Below are 14,202 nucleotides of genomic sequence, written 5' to 3' on the forward strand. Positions count from 1 at the left end.
TGCAGCATATATTCTCACATAAAATCATGAAAATGAAACACTGTTTATCCGCATTTGTTCTTGCAGCTCTTATGATATCCTGTCAAAAGAACCCTCCACCGCAACCGCCTGCTACGCCAGCTACTACCTACATAGCAGGTGCTTTCCCTAACGGCGACTTCACTACGAGAGCCTGTTACTGGAAAGATTCCGTGCTGGTGCCCATGGACCCGGCCCTGCCAGCGCCTGAGCAGAGCTACCTGGCAACGGGAATTGCACAAATCGGGACGACGATCTATACCTGCGGGTACCGCACGCATACACAAACTGGTGAGAACAAAATTGTTTTCTGGGCAAATGGAAAGGAGTTTCCGATTGATGAACACGGGTTACCGGTGTACCCGGGTATTCCGAACGACCTGTTTGCTGTGGGCAACACCCTTTACATGGTGGGTGAACTCCAGATTGCCGGCCAACCGGCGAAGCCCTTCTTCTGGACGAACAAAAACACCTGGGAAATAGACGACGTGTTGAGCAGCAAAAATGCCAGCTCCGCCACCAGTGGTTGTGTGGCAGACAATAAACTGTACATCAGCGGGTACAGCGCCGGAGAAGATGATTTGGCCCTGCCCTGTTACTGGGTAGCCGGCGTACGTACCATGCTGCCGATGCCAACGGGCGTGTTAACCGCCACCGCCTCCGGTATCGTGGTAGTAAATGGCGTGGTACATATATGCGGAACAGGCACCAACGACATTGGCAGAAATGTACCCTTATACTGGAAAGACGGCAAGCTGAGTTCCCTTAATATTCCCGGCAGCGCTCCCCAGGGACTCGCTAACAGTATCGATGTGTTGGAAGGCGATGTTTATATCGCGGGCGCAGAAGCAGGATCAGGAACGGACGTTATTGCGTGTTTCTGGAAAAACGGGCAGCTGAACAAACTCTCGAAAATCGAGGGCGGATTTGGAAGTAAAGCCACAGCTATCAGGGTAACAAAAGGTTTAGTATATGTAGCCGGTAATGCCGACCTGCGCACAGCGTTTTATCCCGTTATCTGGAAAAATGGCGTGATGTCGAAGCCCCAATTGCCTGCTTCACCTGGTTACACCGGCATATACGGGGTAGCTACAAAAATGATATTAAGTAAATAAATGACGGAAGTAATGAGGCTGTATCGAAAGTAGTTGAATCAGGATACCCGCATTAAACAGGGTAAAAATTACTTTCGATACAGCCTTTCCTATGATGTTAAGGCACTACTGCGTCGTTCGCCGCGGTGGCATACAATCCGATCAAAGCTCCGGTAAATCCACCTGCAATGTCGGTCGATAGTATATCTCCTGAAACCGTGCCGCCCAGGCTGTTAAATTGTTGGCCGTCAAATGAGTAACTGAACGAATAGGCATCGCCCCGTGCAGATACTTTGAGATAAACAGCGCCCTTCAGCGGAATTTTCTCACTGGCAACAACCGTTGATTTGCCGTTCTCCGTTCGTTCAAGCAAAACGTAATATGCCGCTCCCTTTTTCGTTATACCCAACACGTAGTTGAATGATTCTTTTTGATAACAGACAATCCCCGCCAGGTCATTTTCAGACCTTGGAGTATAGGTAAGTTTTACAGCAGCCTCGAAGGTGGCATGCTGCTGACGGCGGAACAATGTGGACGTGGGTGCTGTCGCTTTAATGTTTACAGGATAAGGGTTGATCCTAAGACCTTCCTTTGACGTCTTAATAAAATTTTCCCGTGCGCCTCTAACACCAATCCATTGAAAGTCGAGCTTTTCTGCTGTAAGATTATCTACAAAGGAGAAATTCCCATTTGGCAAGAAACCTTTTGTTCCTACCTGGTTAGTTGCCCCGGCCGGCATTTTGATTTTAGGCTTCATGGGCACCAGGCCGTTTTCGAACACGGGAAATTCTCCAGTCCAGTCAACAGGCAGCATAAACGTTTCGCGGCCGGTATTTACCCTGTTTTTGTCATTCGGCCTTACTCCCAGAAACACTCCGTAGTACTTGCCATCCGGTCCCTCAACAAGATCGGCGTGACCAGCCCAGTCAACCTTATTTGCCCTCTCTTTCGGGAAGTAGCGTTGTGTCAGTATCGGGTTATTGTTTGCCGGTACAAAGGGGCCTCGGGGATGATCACTAACGAAAATAACCTCGCTATGCCACCCACCGGTTCCGCCTTCGGCACACATCAGATAATATTTTCCATTTTTTTTATAGAGATGCGGTCCCTCGATCCAAATGGGTTTCTGCGTAATGTCAACACCTCCGTCAACAATTATCCTGGAGGTGCCCTCGATTACCTGGTCTTTTTCCAGGTCGTATTCCCACATCTTAATTACGCGGTGGCCATTATAAAGTGTTTTACCCTTGTCTGGCGCATCATTATGTAACAGGTAGGCCTTACCATCGTCATCGAAAAAAAGCGACGGATCTATTCCGTCAAATTTGAGTTTAATCGGATCGCTCCACCCTTTTAACGGATCCTGCGTTTTAACCACCATATTCCCGATGCCTCCCGCGATCTGGGTGGTGATCATGTAGAAGGTATTATTGTGGCGATTGAATTTAATATCCGGCGCATAAATACCCGCGGATATTCCCGCCTTTTCAACTTTTAGCTGCGAAGGCCTGTCAAGTACATGCCCTATTTGCTTCCAGTTTACCAGGTCGTTCGAATGGAATATGGGAACACCCGGCACCATTGAAAAGGAAGAATTTACCAGGTAATAGTCGTTCCCTTTCCGCGTGATACTCGGATCGGGATAACAACCCTGTAAAACAGGACTGTAAAATTCACCCGCCTGTAAAGGATTTTCCTTATATACAGCATCCTCACCGCGATAGGTGTACGATGTAAACAGTGGCTGGTCCTTAACAGCGGTTACCTTTTGAGCGAAAGCGCGAACGCCTGATAAAGAGGCCATCATTATAAAACAAATGGCAGGCTTAACGATTAAATTCTTCATTACGTGTAATTCTTGTTTAATTGAACAGCGCAAACAGCCGTGTTTCCGCCGCAGGTGGCTTCGCGCCAAAAATACTCCTGCAATGGCCCAAACAGCAGTCACGAATGACAAAAACCCTAGCACAAATGTCAAAAAGTGCTGGATATCAGACCGGTAGCATCGCTAACTGGCCGACTTTTTCATGGCAGCATACTCGGAAGGAGACATATTAAATTTCATTTTAAACGCGCGGGCAAAATAGTTAGGTGTTAGAAACCCCACAGAATACCCAATTTCCGCGATGCGCAAATCACTTTTTTCCAGTAACACGGCCGCCCGGTTCAGCCTTACGGAACGGATAAATTCAACCGGTGTTTCACCTGTTATATCAACGACCTTATTATAAAGGGTAGCCCGGCTGATAAACAGGTATTTGGCCAGTTGCTCTACGGACAATTTTTCATCATCTATATTATCCTCGATATAACCGGTAATCCTCAACAGTAGTTTTTCGTTTTCCGATTCCATGGCAGCCGGCTGCGTGACTACCTGCAAACGGCGGCTGTAAGTTTCCTTGAAGCTTTGATTAAGCAGCGCAAGATTCTGGATCTTTACCTTCAATATTTCGGCACTGAATGGTTTGGTAAGATAATCGCTGGCCCCTGTTTGCAGGCCCTTAAGATGATAAGCATCGCCTGTAAGTGCGGTTAACAGAATAATCGGAATATGCGCGGTCCTTTTGTCGGCTCTTATCTTTTTGCTGAGCGTAATGCCATCCATGTAAGGCATGCTGATGTCGCTCACGATTACATGCGGGTGTGCAGACAGGGCTTTCTGCCAGCCTTCTCTCCCATCGGCCGCCTCCATCACCTTATAATAAGGCTTCAGGTAATTTTTCAGATAGCTGCGAAAATCTTCATTGTCTTCAATGATCAATACTGTCAAATATTCTCCGGTATCAGGCCTGGCAACGGCCAGGTCGTCTGCCGGCACGGAAGGTTCCTGCAATATTACCCCCCCTGACTGGGTGCTGACTGCCGCCTGTTCCAACCGTATAAGTGGCAGGCTGACCGTAAACCTGCTGCCGCTTCCATAAACGCTCGCCACGTCTATCGAACCTCCGTGCAGCTTTACGAATTCGTGGGTGATGGATAAACCGATACCACTGCCCTGGTTCATAATACCGGGAGGGTTTTCTACCTGGAAAAACCGGTCGAAGATCCTTCTTTGTTCTTCTTCAGACATCCCTATGCCATTATCCTGTATAATAATCAGCACGCTATCATCGCCCGGGTCCGCACGAAGCTCCATGCCCACATTGCCATCACGCCCTGTAAACTTAAATGCGTTGCTGAGGAGATTGAATAATATGCGTTCCACCTTATCCCTGTCGAACAGCGTATAGTAGTTGTCGAGGTAACACTGGAACGAGAATTTGATATGCCGGCGTTCTGCGAGATCTTTGAAAGATTCTACCACCTCGTTCACAAAAGCCGCTATATCGCCCGGAGTAGCGTCAAGCCGAAGCTCCTGCTCCTCCAGCTTGCGGAAGTCTAACAACTGGTTTACAAGGTTAAGTAACCGGCGTGTATTGCGTTTAACCATCGACAACTGTTCCTTTTTCCGGCTGTCGGCTTCGTCGTCCAGCAACGTTTGTACCGGCCCCGCGATCAGGGAAATCGGTGTACGGAATTCATGGCTCAGATTAGTGAGGAATTTAATTTTAACATTATCGAATACCCGTTGCCGTTCGGCTTCCTTTCTTTCCTCTTCGATGAGCTGCCTGATTTGTTGCCGCTCCTGCTCCTCCGAAAATTTCCGTTTCAACTTCATGATGCCGCGGTAACGTAATCCCCACAGAAGGAGTAAAATAGCCACTATATAAAACGCATACGCATACCCCGTTCTCCAGAAAGGCGGTTTAATATACACTGCCATCGAAGCTGCCCCGGTCGTCCATCCCCCGTTTGGGCTGTGCGCCTTTACTAACAGGGTATATTCACCCGGATCCAGATTTGTAAATACAGCCGTTTTATTTGCCCCGATATTATTCCATCCTTTATCGAAACCTTCGAGTTGATAACTGTAATTACAGTCGTTGGGGCTTGTGTAGTCGAGGACTGTAAAGTCAATGGAAAAGTTCTGCTTGTAATTCAGCCTTATTTCCTTTGCATAGGCAATATCTTCCTTCACCGGTTGCCGGCTGCCGGGGGTTACATTTATATTATCTACTTTCAAACCTGTAAAAATCACGGCAGGTACATTATGGTTAAATTGTAATGACGCTGGAGAAAAGTAGTTAAACCCGTCGAGCCCGCCAAAGAACAATTGACCGTTGGTAGTCCGCAATCCTGCGCCAAGCGTAAAAGCACTTTGCTGGAGGCCATTTTCGTGCGTGAAATTTTTGAACCCTGGTTGCTGCGGATCAAACAAACTCAGTCCTTTGTTAGTGCTTAGCCATAACTTACCCGTACTATCTTCCAATATCTTCCATACAACATCGTTTGCAAGGCCATCACGGGCAGCATACAATTTAAAACTGTCGCGATTAAAATCGAGCCGGCAAATGCCTCTTCCTCCTGTACCGGCCCACAACACATTGTTTTCTCCTACCAGCAGGCATAATACTTCGTCTACGGGCAATTGTGTCTGTGCGGGCCCAAAAAGACGGAATGTGTTGGTTACCGGGTCGTACATCTCTATACCTCTGCCCGGCACTGCCATCCATATCTTTCCATCCTTATCTTCCTCAATGGCCCGGATAAAACCTTTGGGAAGCGCTTTATCGCCAGATGCCCCTGCTGTGTAATCTTCCAGTGTGACGAACTTTTCCGTGGCTGCACTGTATACCAGTACACCCTTTCCGTTTGTGCCGATCCACAGGTTATTGCGACGGTCCTTGCGGATACAGAATATTTCATCACTATTAAGTCCCGAAATGCCATCATCCTTGTAATAGTGCTTTACTTTACCGCTCACCATATTCAGCACATAAATACCCTGGAGATAGGTAGCCAGCCACAGGTCGTTACCAGCCCTTTCCATTGCCAATATGGTAAGCGGATCGCGGCCAACAGTTAGCCGGGCGAAGAGGCCGTTGTCCGGATTATAAAGATTTAGTCCCCCGCCATCGGTGCCCACATACATTTTTCCTTTTTCCGCTTCTGCGAAAGAGGTTACTTTGGGAGCGCTTAACCCGGTGGGGTCAAAAGGGTTACTTTGCACCAGGTGGAAAGCGGTAAGATTCTTATCGTACTTATTAACACCACTTTGAAATGTACCCAGCCAGTAAATTCCATTTTTATCAATATAAATGCTTCTGATAGAATTACCTTTTAAGCTATACGCATTGCGTGCATTGGCGGTAACCTGACGTACTTCATTTTTTTCAGGGTCCAGTATATTGAGACCTTTTTCCGTGCCAATCCAGATCTTTCCATCTACATCGTGTGCTATGTCGAAAATGCGGTTGCTGCTTAGTACCGGGGCCGGGCCTGGTTCAGACCGATACCTGCGAAAGCCTGTACCGCCGCGCGGCAACCTGTGTAATCCCCCATCTATCGTGCCTACCCAGATATCTCCATGCCGGTCTTCACTAATCACCCTGATCGTAATATCCGTGAGTAACGAATCAGGCGCGCGGCCTTTAAACAGCCGAAAATCATCCGTGGCCTGCTGATACAGGTGCAGCCCACCGTTACTCCCTACCCACAGTCGTTGCTCACCGTCTTCCAGCAGGCTCAGCACCATACTTGATGCCAGGTGACTTTTACCATCTCCGGCTGTATAATATTTCACCGCACCGGTACGCGGGTGGTACCTGTATAATCCGGAATAACTCCCTACCCAGAGATAGCCGTTGTGATCGGTGCATAGTGCCCGTACAGAATTGCCGCCGGTTACATTGATGCTGCGGAACGTATTTCGCGACCGGTCGTATAAGGACAGGCCTTTATGCGTACCGATCCAAAGATTACCCCGCTCGTCTTCCAATAACGCCAGGACTGTATTAGAGCGGATAGTAGTTGTATCTGCCGCGTTATGGGTGTAAATGGTAAAACGCGAACCGTCAAAACGGCTTAGTCCGTCATCAGTGCCAAACCACATATAACCAAAATGGTCTTTCAATATGACATTCACCGTGTTAGAGGAAAGGCCGTCTTTGCTCCCGAAGTTGACAAAATGAAAATCACGATGCTGCGCCCTGGCAATACCGGAACTCAGGCAGGCTAAAAAAACAAGTATGATCTGGCGACAAAGAATCATTAGTACATCTTTTCAATAACGTAAAGATCAGGCTACTGACGAACATGCAATTATCGGATAACAATTGGTAAGGTAAACAACTCCCTGCTAAACTGCAATCCCGGATAAAAAATTACGACAGCTAATGATACAGGTGCCCGGTGAAAAGAGTGTAACACTGACACTTATCCTATGCCAAGGCCCGGTAAACCGACCGGCTTTTACATTTGTGCTATTGTTTTTTACATGTCAACCATTCCCTCCGGGGCCACCCGGCTAAATTTGTTTACAACACCTACAGGTGTTCCTGTCCATTTTAACATTGCTGACAACATCATGAACCAAATAAATCGATTATTCCGCGTGGAAAGGCATTTTTTATGTTGCGCTCCCTGTGCATAATTACCTGCCACCCCTCAAATTCATCAATTCATACTAAAATTCCAAAGTTATGCGAAAGCTTGATGCACGCTGGTATTTCCCAAAGCGGCTGCAGCAATACACGATTAAGTTTATTGCCGTTTTTTTTGCGCTGCCCGCGTTTTTACTCCAACCCATTTACGCACAGAACAACATTACTATCAGAGGCCAGGTCAGAAGTGATCGCGGGCAAGCTGTACCCGGAGCTGCCATCGCATTGAAGGGCACCTCCCGCGGGGTGGCCGCTGATACAGCAGGAAATTTCACGATTCAGGCACCCGGAACGGGCACGCTCGTGATATCATCTATAGGATATTCACCGAATGAAGTACCCATTCAAAACCGGAACCAGCTACTGGTGGTACTCACAACCAACGTGGGCTCACTAACCGACGTAATCGTGGTTGGTTATGGCTCGCAGCGAAAAAAAGACGTCACGGGCGCTGTTACTTCGGTGAGTGGATCTACGTTAAGAGAAGTACCTGCACCCAACATCCTGAACCAGCTGAAAGGCAGGGCGGCCGGCGTATCGATTGTCAGCAACGGCTCCACACCAGGCGCACAGGGGCAAATACGTATCAGGGGTAACCGGTCCCTCACAACGGGCTCCGGATCTTCGGATGCCCTCGACGGACCGCTCGTAGTAGTTGACGGCATCCCGTTTGGGGGACTCAATGATATTAACCCGGATGACGTGGTGAGCATGGAGATACTAAAAGACGCTTCAGCCACCGCTATATTTGGTTCGAGAGGTGCGGGCGGGGTAATCCTTATCACCACCAAAAGAGGAAAAACAGGCAAACCGGTAATTAGTTACGATGGCTACCATGGTGTTACCACGATTATGGATAAGTATGATGTAATGAACGGCCCTGAATATGCCAAATTCAAGGAAGACGCGGCAAAATACAATCGCACCAATCCCGGCACATCGGGATACCTGCTTACCCAAAAGGAGCGCGATGCACTGGAGGCAGGCGTTTCTACAAACTGGCAGGACCTAATTTACCAACCGGGGTTCCTGACCAACCACCAGCTTAGCTTGCAGGGCGGTGTAGAAAACACGCAGTATGGACTGGGCGCAGGCTACTTCAATGAAACCGGTATTATACCAAACCAGAGCTTTCATAGGGGTACGCTGAGGGCCACCATCGATCAGAAGATCGGGAACCGGATAAAATTAGGCCTGAATACACTGAACACCCTCTCCTACAATTATGACCCGGGCGGTGGCGGTGTAACCGGTGGCCTGGTCCGTTTAACGCCACTGGCGCCAGCGTATAACGCGGACGGCAGCCTTAACCTCCTTCCTGCAGACGGTTCTATTGATGCGGCGCAGGTAAGCCCCTTAACTATCATGACGAAAGAAAGCTCCACCCTTTCACGCAGTCGTACACTCAGGACTTTCAACAGCCTTTACGCGGAGGTAAATATTACCGAGGGATTGCGATACAGGTTCAATGCCGGTTTGAATTTCAGCCAGACTAACTACAACCGTTATAACGGCCCGCTCACCTACTTTAACAGCGCTACCGTGCAGGCTTCTTCCAGTGCAGAGATTGTGAATACGGAGTATTGGAACTACAACCTGCAACACCTGTTATATTACGATAAAACGTTCGCTGGTAAACATAAAATAGGTTTTACCGGCTTGTTTGAAGTAACGAAGGACCACACGCTCGGAAGCCGCTTTACCGTAACGGGCGTTCCGGCCGATTATATCAAAACTTCCAACTTTTCGCTGGCAGCAGGGCAACCTGTAGCGAATGCTGACTTTGGCAATAACTTCTCCGAAACCGGCCTGCTATCTTACATGGGCAGGTTAAATTACAGTTATGATGACAAATATCTTCTCACGGTAACCTTACGTCGCGACGGCTCCTCCACCCTATCCCCCGGTAACCGGTATTTTAACTACCCGGCCGTTGGTTTGGGCTGGAATGCCTCAGAAGAAGCCTTCCTGAAGACGGTAAAATGGCTCTCCAACCTAAAATTACGCGGAGGATGGGGTATTTCCGGCAACAGGAACGTGGGTGCCTATTCCACCCTTGGCGCACTGTCGGCAGGCTATTATAACTTCGGGACCACCACTGCAGGCCAGCAGCTGGGTTACACCGTTACGAACCTCCCATCTGCCAACCTGGGTTGGCAATCCACCTCACAGCTCGACATCGGTTTAGAGTTTGGGCTGTTCAACAGCAGGTTAACAGGTTCCGTTGATTACTATCATCAAAAAACAAAAGACATCCTGTTATCGGTTCCCCTGCCGCCCAGTAATGGTGCAGGCTCTACCCTAAAAAACCTTGGACGCACCGAAGGTAAGGGCGTTGAGGTATCGCTTACGTACGAGGTGATGAGAAGCCGTAAAGATGACGGCTTTAACTGGAGCGCCGATATCACCTATTTCTTTAACCGCGAAAAAATAACACAGCTTACTACGCCAGATGAAAAGGCCAATGTGGGTGCCGGCTGGTTTGTGGGCGAACCCTTAACAGTAATTTACGATCACAGGAAGCTGGGGATATGGCAAACAGGTGATGCCAGCAAACTAGCGCAGCAAACAGCGCCAGTGCAGTTTCCGGGGCAGATAAGAGTAGAAGATAAAGATGATAATAATGTGATTGATGCGAACGACCGGCAGATACTCGGTAACTTCCAACCTCGTTGGGAAGGAGGCATCACCAACCGTTTTAGTTTTAAAAACTTCGATGCATCTGTAGTAGTGTATGCAAGGATGGGCATGAAAGTGCTGGTTCCTTACCTCACCGGGAATTCTACCGGCTCCGGCGGTTACGCGTTCTTCAACCAGAGTCGCGTTAACCAGGTAAAAGTAGACTACTGGCGTGACGATAATCCAACCAATGCATTCCCTGCACCCGATGCCAGTAATGCCGTGCAGTGGTTTGGATCTACCCTGGGTTACTACGACGGATCATTTATCAAATGCAGAAGCATTAACCTTGGCTATTCTTTCCCGGCCAAACTTGCGCAAAAAGTAGGCGCTTCATCTGCCAGGTTTTATGCCAACATCACCAACCCTTTCATCATTTATTCTCCCCTGGTGCGCGATAACCTGGCCGTTGACCCCGAAGGTAATGGTTATGCAGGTACAGGTACGTTAAACCCGCAGGGTGCGAGTGATCGCGGTACGCCTGAACGGCAAATCGCAGTAAACCTGAACAACCCGCCGATACGGCAATTCACCCTGGGCGTAAACCTTAAATTCTAAATGTAAAAGTCATGAAGACAGCTAAAATATCACTCCTGGTTTTGTGTTGTGTACTTATAAACGGAAGCTGCAAAAAAGTGCTGAATGAAAACCCTGAGTCGCAGATCGTTCCTGCTTATTTCAATTCACCTGCGGGTGTTCTGGGCGGTATTGCCGGTGTATATAACGATATCCGATCGCAATGGGGAACAGAAGGGTTCACGAATGAAATGCAGGCCGGCACAGACGAATTTATACGCGGCGCCAGCTCCGGCGGAGCCACGGTACACGACTACAACGGCCTCAATGGAAGCAACTTTGGTTCAGCCTGGGGCATAGCCTTCCAGGACATTAATACCGTCAACGGCGTGCTGAAATACGTGCCGTCAGTTGACCTGCCCGACCAAACGAAGAAAGTATATGCCGCCCAGGCAAAATTCCTGCGGGCATTCTGGTATTTCTACCTGGTGCAAACGTTCGGCGATGTTCCTCTACACAAAGAATTTATCACCGTTCCTTCTCAGGCAGCTTCGCGCCAACCTGCAGCAGCGGTATATGAACTCATTATTCAGGACCTTACTGAAGCTGCCGCAGACCTCCCTAACATTCCCGCTGCCCCGTTCCTCGGCAAACCGGCAACAAAGCCCGTGGCACAACTGCTGTTGGCGAAAGCCTATCTTACCAGGGGCTGGCTCACCAACTCACAGGAAGATTTCGGGAAAGCTGCTGCTCTTTGCGAAGATATCATCGCTAATAAAGGCGCGTACAACCTTGACCTGTGGCAGGATTACGGAGATGCTTTTGTACCCGCTAACGACTATGGCAAAGAGACGATGTTTGTAAGCGACCATATGTTAGATCCAAAGTACGGTTATTACGCTGTGGGCGGAGCAGCCGGAGGTGGCGCTGCCCAGAATCTTTCTCCATGGTTCACGAACTGGGACTACCCGAACAACAGCGGTATCAACTCTTATAAGGATGGCGCAGGCATGCTCGTTAACGCAGGCACGTCGGGCATGATCAGGGATGCTTTTTATGGCAGGCCCTACCAGCGTATGCGGCCCAATAGCTATCGCTGGCCTACAGGCGTGCATGCCGGTAAAAACTACTTTCTCGACCAGGCGTTTGTAAGAAGAGATATAGATTCACGTTATGCCAACTCCTTCTACACCGTATATATTTCGAACGTGGCCATTACGAATGCCGCCAATGCGGCCAACAATACGCGCGGTATTGGTTACAGCATGCAGGTGGGCGTAGATACTGCTGTATGGCTGCCTGATGTTGAAATAACCGGGGCTCCCCAATTCGTTGGCAGCCGGCCATTCAAAGGACTGGTGGTACCACCCAGCATGTGGAAGCCCAACATCTTTCCCGCACTAAAAAAGTACATGGACCCCAGCCGTGGCGCCAACTTTAATGACCCTTCTACGCGTCCCTGCGTGTTGTACCGTTTTTCGGATGTATACCTGACTGGCGCCGAAGCTGCTTTTAAAGCGAACAACAGCACCCGTGCCGCTGAATTGATTTCCATCGTGCGCCAGCGTGCCGCGTACCGTAAAACCAATACAGCACAGCAAAATACAGATGCTGCTGCCGCCATGATTATTTCGGCAGCCGATGTAACGGTGGACTTCATCCTGGACGAACGGAGCCGCGAATTCTTCGGGGAGTGGCAGCGGTGGCACGACCTGGTAAGGACACAGTCGCTCGTTAGAAGAACAAAAGAATGGAACCCGGAAGCGGGCCAGTACATTAAAGATTTCCACATACTGCGCCCCATTCCGCAGTCGCAGATAGATCGCGTGGTGGATGGTCCGCCTTTTCCACAGAACAAAGATTATTAAACACATCAACAGAGATGTAACAGCCACCCGGATTCAGCACTATTGCAAATCCGGGTGGCCTTTCTGCTGGCAGGCAGCTACCGTTAAAACAAATCTTTAGGAAATTGAATAAAAACGTTTCAACTTGGAATAGCGCTTTTAACCGGCCAGGCACTGTTTTACACCCGGCAAAGCAATACTGACTCAAAACTATGAAAGAATGATATGTAAGCGGCAAACGATTATTTGTATACTGGCGCTGTTGTTTGGCGCAGCAGGCAACGTCCGGAACGTGATAGCCCAAACCCAAGCCACTAATCCTGTTATTTACGCCGATGTGCCCGACATGGCGATGATTCGTGTGGGTGATACTTATTACATGAGTAGTACCACCATGCATATGAGCCCCGGCGTTCCTATCATGAAATCAAAAGACCTGGTGAACTGGCGGCTTATATCATATGCCTACGATGTACTCGACGATGTAGACGCACTCAACCTGGCGCAGGGAAAAACCGCTTACGGCAGTGGGTCCTGGGCCAGCAGCATTCGTTATCATAAGGGTGTATTTTATGTGAGTACGTTCGCAGGAACTACCGGCAAAACCTACATCTACTCAACAAGAGATATAGAAAAAGGGCCATGGAAAAAGATCAGTTTCAAACCATCGTTACATGATCATTCCCTGTTTTTTGATGATGACGGCAAAACATACATGGTGTATGGTGGTGGTAAAATAATGATCACCCAATTGGCCGATGATTTATCGGGGCCATTACCAGGAAGCAGCGCAAAGGTACTTATCGAAAATGCGAGCGCTGCTGCCGGTCCCAATGTAGGCTTACCTGCAGAAGGTTCTCAGTTGTTCAAGGTCCGTAACACTTACTACCTGTTTAATATTTGCTGGCCGAAAGGAGGTATGCGCACCGTTACTATACATCGTGCAGCAACGCTATCGGGCCCCTGGGAAGGGCGTGTAGCGCTGCAAGACAAAGGCGTGGCACAGGGAGGGCTGATTAACACGCCAAAGGGAGAATGGTTTGCCTATCTGTTCCGTGACAACGGAGCGGTAGGTCGCATTCCTTACCTGGTGCCGGTCCGTTGGGAAGATGACTGGCCGGTATTAGGCGAAAATGGGAAAGTGCCGGAACAATTGAGCCTGCCCGCCAGCAAAGGACTGGAGCCGGGTATTGTAACCTCTGATGAATTTAGCCGCACTAAGCACGAACGCCCATTACCGCTTGCATGGCAGTGGAACCATAATCCTGATAGCAGCAATTGGTCGCTTACAGCCCGCCGGGGGCATTTGCGCCTGACCACAGGCCGTGTAGACACTTCCATACTTTTTGCCCGTAATACACTAACGCAACGAACTTTCGGGCCAACATCCTCTGCCAGTACATTCGTCGATGTATCAAGGATGAAAGAGGGCGACTGCACAGGCCTTCTGCTGCTGCAAAAGAACTTTGCCTGGATCGGCGTTAAATCAGAAGCTGCAAACCTTTACCTGGTAATGGTGAGCGCCGAATCAGGAAATCCGGTGGAGGTAGCCAGGCTACCACTGAA

At 49.0% G+C, this 14,202-nt stretch carries 6 protein-coding genes; 4 read left to right on the forward strand and 2 right to left on the reverse strand.

Features of this window, described 5'->3' with window-relative positions:
• Window positions 1–32: 32 nt before the first annotated feature.
• Entirely contained in the window at window positions 33–1,133 is a 1,101-nt protein-coding gene (locus QZT80_RS13775) for a hypothetical protein (protein ID WP_295122746.1), read from the forward strand.
• A gap of 97 nt (window positions 1,134–1,230) precedes the next feature.
• Here the strand turns inward: QZT80_RS13775 and QZT80_RS13780 are convergent, their stop codons facing one another.
• Entirely contained in the window at window positions 1,231–2,958 is a 1,728-nt protein-coding gene (locus tag QZT80_RS13780; protein WP_295122749.1) for a glycoside hydrolase family 43 protein, read from the reverse strand.
• A gap of 162 nt (window positions 2,959–3,120) precedes the next feature.
• Window positions 3,121–7,203, reverse strand: coding sequence for a hybrid sensor histidine kinase/response regulator transcription factor (locus QZT80_RS13785; protein ID WP_295122754.1), 4,083 nt, complete (start codon window positions 7,201–7,203; stop codon window positions 3,121–3,123).
• 430 nt (window positions 7,204–7,633) lie between these two features.
• Between QZT80_RS13785 and QZT80_RS13790 the strand changes: the two genes are divergently transcribed.
• From QZT80_RS13790 to QZT80_RS13800, 3 genes are all read left to right on the forward strand, one after another.
• Complete coding sequence (locus QZT80_RS13790; protein ID WP_295122757.1) at window positions 7,634–10,831, forward strand: TonB-dependent receptor; 3,198 nt, start codon at window positions 7,634–7,636, stop codon at window positions 10,829–10,831.
• 11 nt (window positions 10,832–10,842) lie between these two features.
• Entirely contained in the window at window positions 10,843–12,657 is a 1,815-nt protein-coding gene (locus QZT80_RS13795; protein WP_295122760.1) for a RagB/SusD family nutrient uptake outer membrane protein, read from the forward strand.
• 199 nt (window positions 12,658–12,856) lie between these two features.
• On the forward strand, window positions 12,857–14,202 hold a 1,346-nt coding region (locus QZT80_RS13800; RefSeq protein ID WP_295122763.1), incomplete at its 3' end, for a glycoside hydrolase 43 family protein.

The organism is uncultured Chitinophaga sp. (assembly GCF_902168175.1).
Lineage (GTDB): Bacteria > Bacteroidota > Bacteroidia > Chitinophagales > Chitinophagaceae > Chitinophaga.

Excerpts from the sequence above, each read along its gene's own strand:
- QZT80_RS13785 (WP_295122754.1), bottom strand. The coding sequence starts at position 7,203 with ATGATTCTTTGTCGCCAGATCATACTTGTTTTTTTAGCCTGCCTGAGT.
- QZT80_RS13775 (WP_295122746.1), top strand. The coding sequence starts at position 33 with ATGAAACACTGTTTATCCGCATTTGTTCTTGCAGCTCTTATGATATCC.
- QZT80_RS13795 (WP_295122760.1), top strand. The coding sequence starts at position 10,843 with ATGAAGACAGCTAAAATATCACTCCTGGTTTTGTGTTGTGTACTTATA.
- QZT80_RS13780 (WP_295122749.1), bottom strand. The coding sequence starts at position 2,958 with ATGAAGAATTTAATCGTTAAGCCTGCCATTTGTTTTATAATGATGGCC.
- QZT80_RS13790 (WP_295122757.1), top strand. The coding sequence starts at position 7,634 with ATGCGAAAGCTTGATGCACGCTGGTATTTCCCAAAGCGGCTGCAGCAA.